This is a genomic window from Streptococcus sp. CL5.50 (genome assembly GCF_049738015.1).
Lineage (GTDB): Bacteria > Bacillota > Bacilli > Lactobacillales > Streptococcaceae > Streptococcus > Streptococcus mitis_CA.
The window spans coordinates 45,102-62,446 of sequence record NZ_JBKOTR010000002.1; the positions used below are offsets into that span (position 1 = coordinate 45,102).

Below are 17,345 nucleotides of genomic sequence, written 5' to 3' on the forward strand. Positions count from 1 at the left end.
CAATTAAATCCGTTTGATTTTTTTCAAAAATATTTTATCATCTGTATTTCAATATTTAAATATTTAAAAGTATATTGAATACCAATCTCAACTAAATTCATTTAGAATTTCTGATTTAGCTGTTAAAAATTTTCATTTAAAGTTAGCTAAGAGCCAAAAAACCGATGAAATAAATCATCGGTTTTCTATTTGATGCGGATTAGATTAGCTAATTAGAAATTGTTTCACTTAATCTTCTTTCTTCTTGCGAGCTACAAGACCAAATCCACTCAATACTCCGAGAAGTCCAAGTGCTGCAAGGTTAGCATGGTCTTCTGTACCAGTATTTGGCAATTCACGCTTACCTTCAGCTTCTTTCACTGCTGTTGCTTGTACTGGTTGTGCTGGAGTAGCCGGTACTTGAGGTTTAGCTGGCTGTTCAGGCATTGCTGGAGTAGCTGGCTCAACTGGTTGTACTGGTGTTTGAGATTTCACCTTACGGTAAACATTGCGAACATTTCCATTCGCATCTGTTTCTGTACGAACTAACTCATAGCCTTCTAATGATTTACGTGGATGTGAACCATTTTCATCAGGAATAATCAATTCACCATTTTCATCTACAAATGTTGTTAACACTTTTTCTGTAATTGGTGTTGGATTATATGGATTTACTGATGGAGTTGGTGCTGGAGTTGTTACTTTTTCGTAGACATGCTCCACATCACCATTTGGAAGTTTCTTAGTTTCTACGAAACGATAACCTGGGATATCTTTCTTAGGTTGTTCGCCGTCTTCTGTTGGATAGTTTGGAATTTCGTTTCCGTCTTTATCCTTGTAACTTGTCTTAACTTTCTCATAAACGTGTTCTACATCGCCATTTGGAAGTTTCTTAGTCTCTACGAAGCGGTAACCTGGAATATCTTTCTTAGGTTGTTCACCGTCTTCAGTTGTTGTTCCTGGAATTACATTTCCATCTTTATCTTTGAATGTTGTAGTTACTTTTTCGTAAACGTGTTCTGTATCTCCGTCTTCAGTAGTTCTAGTTTCTACAAATTTATAGCCTGGGATATCTTTCTTAGGCGTTGTTCCCTCCTCAGTTGTTGTTCCTTCGATTACGTGTCCTTCTGAATCTACGAATGATGTAGTTACTTTTTCGTAAACATATTCTGTATCTCCATTTGGAAGTTTACGAGTTTCTACTACTTTGTATCCTGGAACTTCTTTTGAAGTTTTTGCTGGAGTTGTTCCTTCTTCTGTTTCTGTTCCTGGAATTGGGTTTCCATTTCTATCTACGTGTTTAGTTGTTACTGGTTCGTAGATGTGTTTCGTATTCCCTTTTTCATCCGTTTCAGTTTTAACAAGTTTGTATCCTGGAATTGCTTCTGATGGTTTTTTACCATCTTTAGATGGGATAAGTTCTGTTTCTGCACCATCTTTTCCTATGACTACAAATTTAGTGTCAGGACGTACAGTTGGTGTGTAAGAAGCTCTAACTGTTCTTCCGTTTTTATCTTTACGAGCTACTTCTACAGGTGTTGCTGTTCCTACGAATCCTTCTTCTGGAGTGAATGTCACTTTACCATTTCCATCGATTGTGTATGTTCCTTCTCCTGGTACTACTACTGGTTCATCAGTCGGTTCTCCAGTTTCTGGATCTACTAATTTAGCTGGAACTTTTGTATCTACATCACCTTTGAATTCTGGAGTATTTGATTGTGGAGTGTTTTTAGCACCTTCTGATACTACATCTTTCGTAGTTGTTTTACCTAATACTGTTGGAGTGTAAGTAGCTGTTACTGGTGTTCCATTCTTATCTACACGTTTCACAGTTACACCTTTCGCTTTTCCTACGAAGTTTGGCTCTGGAGCGAATGTTACTTTACCGTTCGCATCGATTGTGTAAGTTCCTTCTCCTGGTACTTTCTTCTCAGTTGTTCCATCTTCGAATGTTGGAGCTACTTTGTCATCAATCTCTACTATTACAGTTTTACCATTTACTTTAGTGGTTCCTGGTGTAAATACTGGTGTTTCTGATTGAGGTTGACCTTTATCACCGATTGATGTTACATCTTTAGAACTTGGAGTTACTGGTAATACTACTGGAGTGTATTTCGCTGTAACTGGTGTTCCGTTTTTGTCCACACGTTTAACCGTTACTCCGCTAGCTTTACCTGTAAAGGTCTTTTCAGGAGTAAATGTTACAGTTCCGTCTGGAGCTACTGTGTAAGTTCCTTCTCCTGGTACAACTTTTGTAGTTGAACCATCTTCAAATGTAGCTGGTTTAGTATCATCAAGTTCTACAGTTTTTTCTACACCGTTAATGGTTGTTTTACCTGCTTCAAAAACTGGTTTACCTTTTTGAGTTGCACCTTGTACATCAGTAGTTACTTCATCAACTGAAGTTGGGGTTACTGGTTTAACAGTTGGAGTGTATTTTGCAGTTACTTCTGTTCCATTTTTATCCACACGTTTAACAGTTACTCCACTAGCTTTACCTGTGAATTGTGGTTCTGGAGTAAATGTTACTACACCATTTTCATCAACTGTATATGTTCCTTCTCCTGGTACTACTTTTTCTGTTGTTCCATCGTCAAATGTTGGTTTAACAGTTTTGTCGATTTCTACAGTTACTTCTTGACCATTAACTGTTGTTTTACCAGCTGTAAATACTGGAGTTCCAGTTTGTTTAGCACCTTGTACATCTTCAGAGATTACGTCATCTGATGTTGGAGTAACTGGTTTAACAGTTGGTGTGTATTTAGCTGTAGCTGGAGTTCCGTTTGTATCTTTACGTTGAACTTCAACACCTTCAGCTTTACCTGTGAAGTTTGGTTCTGGTTTGAATGTTACTTCACCAGTTTTTGGGTTAATTGTGTAAGTTCCTTCTCCTGGTACTTCTACTGAAGTTTCGTCAGTTGGTTCACCAGTTTCTGGATTGATTAATTTAGCTGGTACTTGAGGATCGATAGGAGTCTTAGTGTTTCCTTCAGTAAATGTTGGAGTTCCACTTTGCTCTTGGCCTTGTGCACCTTCAGAAGTTATTCCTTTAGCAGTTGGGGTAACAGGCGTAATATTTGGAGTGTAAGTAGTTGTTACTGGAGTTCCATTTGTATCTTTTGCTTGAACCGTTACTGGTTGAACTTCTCCTGAGTAAGATTTATCTGTTGGAGTGAATACTGCAACTGGGTCTTTACCAGGCTCTTTTGTTAATGTGTATTCACCAATTACTTTACCATTTGTATCTTTAGCTGGTACTTTTTCAGCTGGTTGACCTTTATCATCTAATAATGTGTAAGTATCTGGGTCGATTCCTACAGTTTCTTCAGTTTTTTCTTTCGTCATTGGGTTTTCAACTTCAACTACCCCACCTTTGAATTTAACAGGTTGGCTTTGAGTTTGACCTTGAATATCTGAAGTTACTGATGGTTCTGCAGTTGGTTTTGTACCGATTACTACGGCTGTGTATTTACCAAGTGCTTGCGTTCCATTTTTGTCCACACGTTTAACAGTTAATTCAGTACCTTTACCAACGAAGCCTTTTTCTGGTTCAAATGTTACAGTTCCGTCTGCAGCTACTGTGTATTTTCCTTCTCCTGGAATTACTTTTTCTGTTGAACCATCTTCAAATGTTGCTGGTTTAGTTTCATCGATTTCAACAGTTTTTTCAATACCGTTAACGATTGCTTTACCACCAACAAAGTTTGGTTTACCACTTTGTACTTTTCCTTGAACACCTGCAGTTAGAACTTCTGTTCCTTCTGGTGTAGCTGGTTTAACTACTGCTGTGTATTCTGCAGTAACTGGAGTTCCATTTTGGTCTTTACGAACAACTGTCATTGTTGTTCCTTTACCATGGAATTGAGGGTCTGGTTTGAATGATACAGTTCCATCTGGAGCTACTGTATAAGTTCCTTCTCCTGGAATAACTTTTTCAGTTTTACCATCTTCGAATGTTGCTGGTACTTTATCATCCATTGGTACTTCTACTTCTTTACCATCAATTGTAGTTTTACCAGGCTTGAATTCTGGTTTACCACTTTGAGGCGCACCTTGAATATCTTCTGTAAATGTATTCACACCTACAGGAGTCACTGGTTTAACAGTTGGTGTATAAGTAGCTGTAGTTGGAGTTCCATTTGCATCTTTTGCTTGAACTGTTGCTGGTACTGGAGTACCTACGAAGTCTTTATTTGGCGTAAATATCACTTTACCTGTTGCTGGATCAATTGTATACGTACCAACTTCTTTTCCGTTAGCGTCTTTTGCTGGAATTGTTGTTGCATCAGTTGGTTGTCCAGTAGCTGGATCGATTAATTTAGCTGGTTGTTCAGCATCAATCTTCATAGGAACTTTATCGTTACCTGGTGTAAATGTTGGAGATCCTTCTTGAGGTTGTCCTTGTGCACCTTCAGTAGATTTTGGAGTTCCTGTAGGCTCAACTGGAGTGATGCTTGGAGTGTAAGTTGTTGTTACTGGAGTTCCATTTGTATCTTTGGCTTGAATCGTAACTGGTTCAACTTCACCTGCATATGTTTTATCAGTTGGTGTAAATACCGCAGTTGCTTTACCGTCTACAACTTTAAGTGTGTAAGTACCGATAACATCTCCTGCTGGGTTTTTAGCTGGTACTGATTCTACCGGTTGCCCATTTTCATCTAATAATTTGTACGAAGTAGTATCGATTGGCACTTCTTTTTCAATACCGTTAACAGTTGCTTTACCAGGTTTGAATGTAACTTCTTTCGATTGTTCAACACCTTGTACATCAGTTGTTTCTGATGGAGTTGCCGTTGGTGTTACACCTACGATACTTGGAGTGTAAGTTGTATTAACTTTAGTTCCGTTTTCGTCTTCTGCTTGTACTTTAACTGGTTGTACTTTACCTTTGTATTCTTTATTCGTTGGTGTAAATGTTACTTTGTTAGTAGCTGGGTCAATTGTGTATTCACCTACTTTGTTTCCATCTGGATCCAAAGCATCTACTGGAGTACCAGGAGCTACTGGGTTACCTGAAGCATCAAGTAGAACCGCTGAGTTAGCTTTAATTGGTACTGATTTTTTCTCACCTTCTACTGTTGTTTCACCAGGTGCAAATGATACAGTTCCATCTTGTGTTTGTCCTTGGATACCCGAAGATTGAGCTGGAGTTGCACTAGGTGTTACACCTACGATATGTGGAGTATAAGTAGTATTTACTTTAGTTCCGTTTTTATCTTCTGCTTGTACTTTAGCTGGTACAACTTTTCCAGTGTAAGTTTTATCTGTTGGTGTGAATGTTACTTCACCTGTTGCTGGGTTTACTGTGTATTCCCCTACTTTATTTCCTTTTTCATCTAAAGCATCAACTGGGCCATTTGCTTCTGTTCCATCAGCATTTAATAATTTCACAGAATTTTCTTTAATTGGTACTTCTGCATTTCCTTCTGTAAATGTAGGAGTTCCTTTTTGAGTTTCCCCTTGTACTCCTGCTGAGTCTGATGGCTTAGCTGTTGGCGTTACAGCAGTTACTGTTGGAGTGTATTTTGTAGTTGCCGTAGCTGTTACATCTTGTCCGTCTTTATTTTGACCTACTGGTGCTGTTAATCTTACATCAACACCTGTTGCAGTTCCTTTAAATGTTGGAAGTGGTTGGAAAGTTACTTCACCTGTTGTTGGGTTAATTGTATAAGTTCCTTCACTATCTACTGTTACTGTGTCTGCTGGATTTCCAGTTTTTGGATCAATTAGAGTCGCAGGATATTTTTCACTTGGAGTTACTGTTGTAGCAGTTTCAGAATCACCTTCTGTTTTAAATGTTGGTGTTTTCTTCTGTTCTTTACCTTGAATATCTGTTGATGTTTCAGGGGCAGCAGTAATTTCTTTTGGAGTTACTGTTGGAATATAAACAGCATCCATAGTTTTTGTAGCTCCTGCTGAGTGAGTTCCATCATTGATGTTTTCAAGTCCATTTTGTCTTGTTAATGCAGTCCATCCACTTGATTGACCATTTGAGTCTACCGCACGTAGTACGATACCATCAGCTTTACCTACGAAGTTAGCTTCTGGAGTGAAAGTAATCTTATCATCTGTTACTGTATAAGTACCTTGACCTGCTTTAGTGTAATTTTTTGTTAATGTTCCATCTGGATTAACGATCATTACACCTTCAGATTGAACTTTCTTAGTAGTTTCTGCACTAATTACATTACTTTGTTCAGTGTAGTGAATTTTACCGTATGAGTTAAATGTAGTTTTACCATTGTTAGAACCTAAGTCAGATGCATCATCACCTGATGGACGTGTTCTAAACTCGATACCAACTGATTGAGTTTCACCTTGTTTACCAGTAGTTTCTTCTTTATCTCCACGTGGTGGGTGAGCTACTTGAATTTGGTTATCTTCAACTTCCCCAGAGTATGCAATTCCATTTGGTCTTTCTACTTGAGCTTCATCTTTTGCGATACGAACACGGAAGTTCACAACATCTTTGCTAGTGTCGATTACTTGAGTATTCTTAAATGTTAATTCTACAATTTGGTTGTTTCCATTTACTTGTACAACATCGGATTGTTCACCTTCATCAAATTTACCATTTCCGTTGAAGTCGATAAATCCACGCACATAAGCCGGTGCAACTGTATCTGTATACTTGTCATTACCATTTGCTGAAGCGTAAAGTTTTACTTTATAAGTATTATCTGGCCCTTGGATGAATTTAACTTCTGGAGCTCCTGTATCAACGTTTGTGTGTACATGTTCTTCTGAAATTAATTGATCTACACCTTCATCTCCAGTTTCTGTTGCATCATCAGAACCTATTCCACGTACTCTTGTACCTGGTGCAGAGTCAATATCTGCTTTAACTTTACCTAAGAATGGTTGTTGAATTTGTTTAATTGCCTTTGTATCATAATCAATAGATTGAGTTCTTAAGTAGTGTTCAGCCATTCCATAAGATTCTGGAAGATCTCCGAAATCTGAGAACTTAATACCGATCATAGAAGACTGTTGTCCAGAAGACATGATATAAAATCCTACTTCACTTACATTTGCTGTAGATAATACTGGAGTTCCTGCTCCACTATTATTACGATATCCACCGAATACTTGAGAACCAAGACCTGCAGTAGCGGCATCAGGAGTTGCAAATTTTCCACCATTTAAGGCGTTATAGAATTTTTCATCTTGCCATTTAAGGATAGCAGTTTTACCACCATTCATATCTTTAAATTTATCAAGTGGAACATAAGCATTTTTATTTGAACTATAACCAACAATCGCAGCTAAGTCCCATGGAGTACCATTAGTTGTATAAATTTCAGACTCAAGTGTCCCGATATCTTCCCCAGATGTCATAACAATACCAGGTTTTACAGGTTTACCATTATAAGTCGCTGTTACATCGAATTTAACTCCAGCCGCTTGACCATTTTTAGGTTGTCCTGCAGGGTTTGTTCCTGCAATTGTTGTTTTAGCTTTACCAGTTGTCAGACCAGAATTAGCAACGTGAGTATATCTATTTTGAGGATTCGCTCCAAGTCCTGTTGCTCCATTTTCTGGATTAAATTTATTTTCTTTATCCGGTTGATAAGAACTTTCTAAATCAGTTCCAGCTACACGGTTTTTGAATATTTCAGTTGATTCAAATGGTTTCAATTCTTTAACCGTCATTGTAACGACATAACCAGGAATCAATTCTTTTGTATATGTAGAACCAATTTGAAGTTGGTTAGATGCCGTTAGATTTGTCCACGCACTTGTATCTCCAAAGTCTAACCATTGGATTTGATCATTTAAGTCTTTAATTTCTTTTAAGTTATCTTCTTTCGTTTTAACTTTGATATCTGATAATGAAGAATAACCATGATCTTCTAACCATTTTTTACCTGTTTCAGTAGAGGCATCTTTAAGTGCTGTTGTTTGAGCATCTGCCAAGTTTACTGCAAACTTACCATCACGACCGATTCCTGCATTTTTCAATTCATTGTAGACTGCAAGGATTGATTCGTTGAGGCGTTCCAATTGAGCGTCTACTTGCTCTTTTGTGACACTCTTATCAGCAAGAAGAGCCTTAGTTTCAGTAAGAACTACTTGGTTTTTAGCGACTGCTGCTGTAACTGCTGCCTTGTTTTCTTCTTTGACATCTGCCTTAGCAAGCTCAGTTTCAGCCAATTTATTCGTTACTTCAGCTTCTGACGATACTTGTGTCAGAGTTGTTGTAGCTACTGAAAGAGCTTTTTCAACTGGAGTTGCAGTTTTTTCTGCTTCAGCTTTTGCAGCTTCTTTTTCAGCTGCTAGTTTCTTATCGAAACCAACAGTATTTGACTCAGTAACAACTGTGCTCAAAGCTGATACAGTTTCTGCTTGGACATCTACATCGACTTGACTAGCATCTGCTTTTGCAAGAGTTGCTTTAGCTGTTGCCAATACTTCCTTAGCTGAGCTTACCACTGTAGCATCTGCATATTTAGCAGTTGAAAGTTTAGACTCTAAAGTAGCAATACTTGCTTCAAGGATAGCCTTGTTTACTTTCTTAGCTTCTTCTACTTTCACTTCAGGTTTCACTTCTGCAACTTTTTCAGTTTCTACTGTTTCAGCTTTAGACTCAGCCTTTTCATTCTCCTTATCATCTTGACTAGGAGCAACTGTTGAAATAGCTATTTCAGCTGATTGCACTTCCGTTGCTGATACCGCACCGTTACCTAGGAACATTAAACCAGCAGCAATAGCTACTGATGCTGCACCAAAGCTGTACTTACGAATACCGTAACGAATGTACTTTTCTGTTCTAAAATCTTTTTGTTGTTTGCCTTGCATGAGACTAACAACCTCCTTCTATATCATTTTTTAATATCTTGAAAATAAAAAATTTCGGCATTTGTAAACATTTGACATAACAATGTTTTATGTGTCGAAAACCTGCACTTAAGATACAAATTAATAATAACACATCTATTTCATAAGTTCAAAGTATTTGACTTATAATTTTCACCAAAATAAATAAATTTTATATTTCAAAGTTACTTTTTGGATTATAATGTTTAATATATGTTTCGTTTTTTATATTTTTAATTTTTATTTTATAAAATATAATGAGATGTTTTTAGTTTTTATCGAATTTTAATACTTTATTCTTCAGAAAATGTTTGACAAGCACAGAAAAACCAATGATCAAAAATCATTGGTTTCTACTTTACTAAATACTCATTAGAAAAAATCGAATTAATCTTCTTTCTTCTTGCGAGCTACAAGACCAAATCCACTCAAGACTCCGAGAAGTCCAAGTGCTGCAAGGCTTGCATTGTCTTCTGTACCAGTATTTGGCAATTCACGCTTAGCTTCAGCTTCTTTCACTGCTGTTGGTTGTACTGGTTGTGCTGGAGTAGCTGGTACTTGAGGTTTAGCTGGCTGTTCAGGCATTGCTGGAGTAGCTGGCTCAACTGGTCTTGGAGTTGGCATCTCAACTTTCTTGAAGATATGTCTGATGCTTCCATTTGAATCTGTCACGGTCTTGACGTATTCGTAACCTGGAATTGTTCCTGGCTCTTTAGAACCTGGTTCAGATGGTTTCACTGGATTACCATTTTCATCTGTCCAAATTGTAATATTTTGATTACCTGGATTTGGTTGAGGAACAGGTGAAGGTGTTGGAGCTGGTGGTGTTACTTTTTCATAAACATGCTCGACATCACCATTCGGAAGTGGTTTTGTTTCTACGAAGCGGTAGCCTGGAATATCTTTCTTAGGTTGTTCGCCTTCTTCTGTTGGAGTATTTGGAATTGGATTTCCATCTTTATCCTTGAAGAATGTTTTCACTTTTTCGTAGATATGCTCAGTATCTCCATTTGGAAGTGGTTTTGTTTCTACGAAGCGGTAGCCTGGGATATCTTTCTTAGGTTGTTCTCCTTTTTCAGTTGGAACTTTTGGAATTGGATTTCCATCTTTATCCTTGAAGAATGTTTTCACTTGTTCATAGATATGACGAGTATTTCCATGCTCATCAGTGATTGTTTCTTTATATCTATATCCTGGAATATCTACCTTAGGTTGTTCTCCATCTTTACTTGGGAATCCTGGAATTTCTTTACCATTTTCATCTACATAGTCTGTTCCTGGACGAACTGTTGGAGTGTATTTCGCAGAAATATCTTTTCCTGCTTTATCTTTTCTTACAACAGTCACACCTTCTCCAGTTCCTACGTAATCTTCTTCTGGAGTAAATGTTACTTTACCATCTTTATCGATAGTATAAGTTCCTTCTCCGTCAACAACCATCTTAGTTGAACCATCAGAGAATGTTGGTGGTACATCTAAATCTACGTCTCCTGTGAACTCTGGAGTTTCAGATTGAGGAGTATTCTTAGGTCCTTCTGTAGTTTTGTCTACAGTCGCTGTTACTGGTGTTACTGTTGGAGTGTATTTAGCCGTTACTTCTGTTCCGTTCTTATCTACACGTTGTACAGTTACTCCTGTAGCTGTTCCTAGGAATTCTGGTTCTGGTGTGAATGTTACTTCTCCAGTCTTAGGATTAATTTTGTATGTTCCTTCGCCTTCAACTGTTACAGAATCAACTGAATCACCTGTCTTAGGATCGATTAGTTTCGCTGGTTCGTCAGTATTAATTTCAACAGTTTCTTCTTTTCCATTGATTTTCACTGATCCACCATTGAATACTGGTGTTCCTGTTTGTGGTTGACCTTTAGGTCCTACTGATGTCTTATCTTCTCCAGTTGGCGTTACTGGCACTACTTTTGGAGTATACTTAGCTGTTACTGGCGTTCCATTCTTATCTACACGTTGAACTTCTACACCTTCTCCTTTTCCAGTAAATTGCGGTTCTGGTTGGAATTTAACTTTACCATCTTCGATTGTGTATGTTCCTTCTCCAGGAATTACTACTGGTTCATCAGTTGGTTCTCCTGTTTCTGGATCAAGAAGTTTAGGTGCTTTTGTTTCATCAATCTCAACAGTTTTTGGTACACCATTAACCGTTACTGTTCCACCTTTGAATTCTGGTAATCCTGTTTGTGCTTTACCTTGAATATCTTTAGATTTAGCTGGTGTTGCTGTTGGAGTTACACCTTTAACTTTAGGTGTATAGCTTGCTTCTACAGGTGTTCCGTTCGCATCTTTCACTTGAACAGTTACCCCTGTTGCTTGACCAGTAAATTGTGGTTCTGGTGTGAATGTTACTTCTCCAGTCTTAGGATCGATTGTGTATTTTCCTTCATCAGGAATCACTATTGTGGTTTTATCAGTTGGCTTCCCTGTTTCTGGATCGATTAATTTCGCTGGTTGCTCATCAGTAATTGTAATTGCAACATCAGGATTTCCTGGTGTGAATTTTGGTGTTCCATTTTGTTCAGCACCTTGTACATCTTCTGACGTAACGTCTTCTCCTGTTGGTTTAACTGGAGTTACCGTTGGAGTGTATTTAGCTTTTACAGGTGTTCCGTTTGTATCTTCACGTTGAACTTCTACACCTGTAGCTGTTCCTGTAAATTGTGGTTCTGGTTGGAATTTAACTTTACCATCTTCGATTGTGTATGTTCCTTCTCCTTCAACTGTTACAGAATCAACTGGATTACCTGTCTTAGGATCGATTAGTTTTGGAGCTTTTGTTTCATCAATTGGAACAACTTTCTCTTCGTCATTAACCGTTACTGTTCCACCTTTGAATTCTGGTAATCCTGTTTGCGCTTTACCTTGAATATCTGTTGTTTTAGCTGGTGTTGCTGTTGGTGTTACAGGTTTAATGTTAGGTGTGTACGTAGTTCTTACTGGAGTTCCGTTTGTATCTTTTGCTTCAATTGTTACTGGTGGAACTGGCCCTACATATGTTTTGTCTTCTGGTGTGTATACTGCAACTGGATCTTTACCAAGTTCTTTCACAAGAGTATACTTACCGATTACTTTATTTGGATCTTTTGGATCTTTTACAACCACTTCATTAGTTGGTTTTCCATCTTCACCTACTAATGTAACTGAACCTGGATTAATCGGTACTGGATCTGATTTAATTGGATTTCCAACTGGATCTTCTAAATCTGCAGTTCCACCTTTGAATGTAATAGGTTGTTTTTGTGTTGCACCTTGTACATCCGTTGATTCAGCTGGCTTAGCTGTTGGTTTAACCCCTACGATTACTGGAGTATAATCAGCTGTTGCCGGTGTATTGTTTTTATCAACACGTTGAACTGTTACTGGTTGTACTGGCCCTACATATGATTTATCTTCTGGTGTGAATTTCACTACTCCTGTAGTCGGATCTAAAGTATATTTACCGATTACATTTCCTTCTGGATCTTTCGCTGGAAGTTCATTTGAAGGAACAGGTTGCTTCGTTTCTGGGTCAAGTAATGTTGCTGGTTTATCGTAATCGATTGGTACTGCTTCATTACCTGGTTTGAAGTAAGGTTTACCATTTTGTTCTTGACCTTGCACGCCTGTAGTCACATTATCGAATCCTTCTGGTACTACTGGTTTAACAATCGGTGTGTATTTCGCAGTAGCTGGTGTTCCATTGGTATCAACACGTTTTACAGTTACACCTCTAGCTACTCCTGTGAAGTCTTTTTCTGGTTGGAAGTGAACTGTTCCATCTGAATCTACTGTGTATGTTCCTTCTCCTGGTACTACTTTTTCAGTTGTTCCATCTTCAAATGTTGCCGGAACTTTATCATCGATTGGGAATTCATCGTCCCCTGGTGTAAAGACTACTTTACTTTGTTGAGGTTTACCTTGAAGGTTTGTAGTAGTTTTATCTTGTCCTTCTGGTACTACTGGAGTCACAGTTGGAGTATAAGTTGTTTCTACTTTTGTTCCGTTCTTATCTGCTGCAGTTACTTTCGCTGGGTCTGGTGTTCCAGTGAAGTCTTTATTTGGTTGGAATGTAATTACTCCAGTTTCTGGGTCTAAAGTATAAGTACCCACTTCTTTTCCATCTTTAAGAGCTGGCATTGTTGTGACTTCTGCACCTGTTGGGTCTACAAGTTTCACTGTAGATTTATCGATTGGCGCTGTTTCGTCACCTTCTTTGAACATTGTAGTTGCATCTTGAGTTTGTGGTTTACCTTGTTTTCCACTTGTCTCTTTTGGTTCTGCAGTTGGTTCTATCGCTTCCACTTCTGGAGTGTAGTCACCACTAGATGTAACTTCAACTTTATTTCCTTCTGAGTCTGTTGCTGTCACAGCTACTTTAACATCTACTCCTTTTGCTTTACCTTTGAAGCTTGGTTCTGGAGTGAATGTTACTTTACCATCTTTATCGATTTTATATGTTCCTTCTCCAGGTACTACAACTTTACCTTCTTCATCAGCACCTTCTAGTGAGTACTTAGCTGTAGACCAGTCTACATTTGTGCCATCTGGAGTGTTAGTTCCTGTATTTAATTCAGAGAAACGATCTTTTCCTGATTTAGATTCTTGAGGTTGTCCTTGTTTTCCTTTAGTTTCATCATTAGATGGTTTAACACCATATACAGTTGGTGTGTAAGTAGTTGAAGATTCTACTACTACTGGTTGACCATCATCTCCTGTTAACGTTACATTAGCTGAAACTGTTAATGGTTTAGCTGTACCGATAAATCCTGGAGCTGGTGTGAAGTTCACTTTACCTGTGTTTTCATCAATTTGATAAGTACCTTCATCAGTAGTTACAGAACTTGCTTTTTTACCTGATACTGGATCAACTAGTTTGTAGTCAGATACTTCTGCATCATTTGGTAAACCAGTCTTGAATCCTTTTTCCATTGAATCAGTTTGTTCTTGTCCTTCTGCTCCAGAAGATTTTTCAGGTTTAGAAACTACGATGTAGTAAGTTGTTTCTGCAACTGCATCTTCTGTAACTTCTCCTGAATCTGTTTTTCCTACTGTTGGAGTTGTTACAACACCATTTGAGTCAACAGATCTTACTGTTACTTTGTAACTTCCATACTCACCTAGAGTATATGCTGCGATTTCTGGGTTTGCTAAGTTCTTCTCAGCTGCTGTTTTTAATGCTTCACGAGCTGTTTCTACAGCTTTTTCAGCTGCAAGAGCCTCATCACGAGCTGATTTTACTTTTGCTTCTACATCTGGTAATGCAGCTTTTGCCTTATCCAATTCAGCTTTTAATGATGCTTGTTGTTCTTTTGCTGCTTTTAATTTTTTCTCAGCTAAGTCTTGTGCTGTTGGTGAAATTGTACGTAGATGTAAATCATCTAATGCTTTTTGTGCGTCCTCTACAATTCTATCTTGACGGTCTACTAATTCTTGAATTTTCGCTAATTCATTTGCTGTACCTTGAGCATTTGCTACAGCTTCTGCTGCCGCTTTTGTTTTTTCTGCTGCAGTACGTTGTGCTTGAATAAATGCTTTTTCTTCAGCATCAGCTAAGTTAAATTCTTTTTTAGCTCCACTTGGTGAAGTAACCGTTAATTTAGTTTTAATTGTTTCAGATTGAGCATCATCTGACTCATCGTCAATTTTATCTTCAAATGCTACATTTGCTTTTGGTGATTTCAATAAGTCAACAGAATTTCCTTGAGTATCTGCATAACTTGTTGAAGTTCCAGTTGGTTTATCATTTTGAATAGAAGCTGCGTCTGTTCCTGTTGCTTCACGGAAAGCTACATATCCTTTAAATCCTGAATCTGTAGAAATCTTCCATCCAGCATTTGATTTTTCAGCAGTAACTGTAGAACCGTCAGAAGCAGTCCATTTATTTGTTGCTGAATCATAAGTTACAGTAACCGTAACTCCTTTTGTATCAGCTGTTTGTGCTTTTGGTAATGCAGTAACTGTACGAGTTACATCTCCTACTGCTGTTACTTCACCGTTTTTACGAATTTCTGCAACTTTTTCTGTTAAAGTAGCTGCTGAAGATGTTGCATTCCATGTACGAGTAAATTCGTATACAATATAGTCAACACTTCCATCTGCTTTTGCATCTGTATAAACTCGACGTTCTGTTAATGTTGTAGTTCCATCTCCATTGTCTTTTAGGACATAGGCATCTTCATTTGCAAGAGCATATTTACCAGTTGCACTATTAAATGTAGCTGTATATTCTTTATTATTTGCATCTTTCACTTTCACAACTTCACGTTGTAAGTCCGCACGAACTTTATCAGTAGTTGCTTTAGCTGCAATACTATCTACCCCAACATATTGTGTAGAATCTGAAGTAACAGGAATATTAATTTTAGACGCTGCTGTTTCTGAAGCATCTCCTAATTGATCTCCTTCTTTTACAGCTGTATTAGTAGTTCCTGCAGCTACAGTCCATTTACCATCTTTTACAACTAATTTTGTAACTGTTCCATCTGGCATTGTAATTTCTGCTTTATTAGCGCCGTTAGAAACAGATACCGGAACTTTTGTCGCATACGCTTCAACATTAGATACAGTAATTTTTGGTGCTACTGCAATCGTAATATTTTCATGAGCTTCTTGACCATACATATTCCAATCCTGATTTTTCGCATTGGTTGTATTATTATAGTCTTTGGCGTAAACATTTGCTGTATAAATTCCAGCTTCTGACGCTGTTCCTGTAATATTTCCAGTTTTTGGATCATAATTTAATCCTGGTACAACATCATTTATCGAAGTTTTACTTCCCGTAAAATTACCATTTAAGGCTGTGTGGGCTGTGACAGTTTGTGGTCCGTTCTCGGTATTTACTTTAGATCCATCAACTGCAGTAAAAGTTGCTCCATTCGTGCCTCCAGGAGCCGTTTTTGAACCGGCAACAACTTTTTCTCCATTACTTCTGTATACATAACCAGTTCTTTCATCACGACTCATTCCATCGTTATCAACATATTTAATATTATGGTTCACTTCATCTCCAATTGTGACCATTGTAGATTTACCTTTAATTAATGGAGCTGTTGAGTCTTGCCATCCAACCCATCCAGCTGTTAAGTCACGGAAAGTAATATCTTGAGTTTGACCGTCTTTTTCAACAGTGACGATATAACGCATATCATAAACACCATTTTGAAGAGTAGATGCTACGTATCCTTCTACAGTATCTGTTTTTTCATTATATCCTGTACCAGGAACTAAGTTACTTAGTTTGATATCTTTAATTTTATATCCCGCAGCTTCTGCTTCTGGTGATAAAGTGAAACGTTTTTTAGCATCAGTGATATACACGTAGTGATTGCCTTGTTCATATGTGTATCCATAAATTTCTGTCGCTAAATATTCATAAGATCCACCCGCACCCCATATTGTATTCCCATTAGTTTTTCCTGTAGCACGAAGTTTCCCTTTCCATAGAGCAGCTTCACGACCAAGTTTCTGAGCTTCTGTTTTTGATAAAGGAATATCAGTACGACCACTTATCCCTGCTTGTCCACTATTAGCCGCAGGCACTTCTGTATTCTCTGATTGATAACCATGAACATAAATTTTGTAATTGTTGTTACCATCTAATACTTTGTAAGATTTACCAGTAGCTCCATTGAATTCGCCATTTTCTTTTCGTAATTCTGTGGAAGCTGCTGTATATCCTTCGTTAGCTGAAAGAGCTACCGCGAACTTACCATCACGGTTAATCCCTGCATTTTTCAACTCGTTGTAGACTGCAAGGATTGATTCGTTAAGGCGTTCCAATTGTGCATCTACTTGCTCTTTTGTGACACTCTTATCAACCAAAAGAGCCTTAGTTTCAGCAAGTACTGTTTGGTTCTTAGCGACTGCCGCTGTAACTGCTGCCTTGTTTTCTTCTTTGACATCAGCCTTAGCAAGTTCAGTCTCAGCTAATTTGTTTGTTACTTCAGCTTCTGATGATACTTGTGTAAGAGTTGTTGTTGCTACTGAAAGAGCTTTCTCAGCTGGAGTAGCTTTCTTTTCAGCTTCAGCTTTCGTAGCTTCTTTTTCAGCTGCTTGTTTGTTATCGAAACCAGCAGTATTTGACTCAGTAACAACTGTGCTCAAAGCTGATACAGTTTCGTCTTGGGCATCTACATCAGCTTGGTTAGATTCAGCCTTAGCAAGAGCTGCTTTAGCTGTTACCAATACTTCCTTAGCTGAATTTACTACTGTAGCATCCGCATATTTTGCAGTTGAAAGTTTAGATTCTAAAGTCGCGATACTTGCTTCCAGTATTGCCTTGTTTACTTTTTTAGCTTCTTCTACTTTAACTTCAGGTTTTGCTTCTGTAGTATGCTGATCTGATTTTTCAGCTGGAGCTGCTACTACTTCAGTTTCCGTACCTTGTACTTCCGTCGCAGATACTGCGCCGTTACCAAGGAATATCAATCCAGCTGCAATAGCTACTGATGCTGCACCGAAACTATACTTACGAATACCGTAACGAATGTACTTTTCCGTTCGAAAATCTTTCTGCTTGTCCTTCATTTTTGACAAATATCCTCCATAAAATAGTCTGT

Annotated in this window: 2 protein-coding genes; both read right to left on the reverse strand. The window is 38.0% G+C overall.

Annotation, left to right across the window (positions count from 1 at the left end):
* Positions 1 to 228: 228 nt before the first annotated feature.
* The gene (locus tag ACLNCV_RS01735) at positions 229 to 8,778 is read right to left on the reverse strand and encodes a GEVED domain-containing protein (RefSeq protein WP_424844805.1); all 8,550 of its coding nucleotides are present in this window, start codon (positions 8,776 to 8,778) and stop codon (positions 229 to 231) included.
* A gap of 405 nt (positions 8,779 to 9,183) precedes the next feature.
* Positions 9,184 to 17,313 (reverse strand): YSIRK-type signal peptide-containing protein, encoded by an 8,130-nt coding sequence (locus ACLNCV_RS01740; RefSeq protein ID WP_424844825.1) that lies wholly within the window; start codon positions 17,311 to 17,313, stop codon positions 9,184 to 9,186.
* Between the last annotated feature and the right edge of the window lie 32 nt (positions 17,314 to 17,345).

What these genes read in the sequence shown, in the direction of transcription:
- ACLNCV_RS01735 (WP_424844805.1), bottom strand. Translation starts at nt 8,778, where the DNA reads ATGCAAGGCAAACAACAAAAAGATTTTAGAACAGAAAAGTACATTCGT.
- ACLNCV_RS01740 (WP_424844825.1), bottom strand. Translation starts at nt 17,313, where the DNA reads ATGAAGGACAAGCAGAAAGATTTTCGAACGGAAAAGTACATTCGTTAC.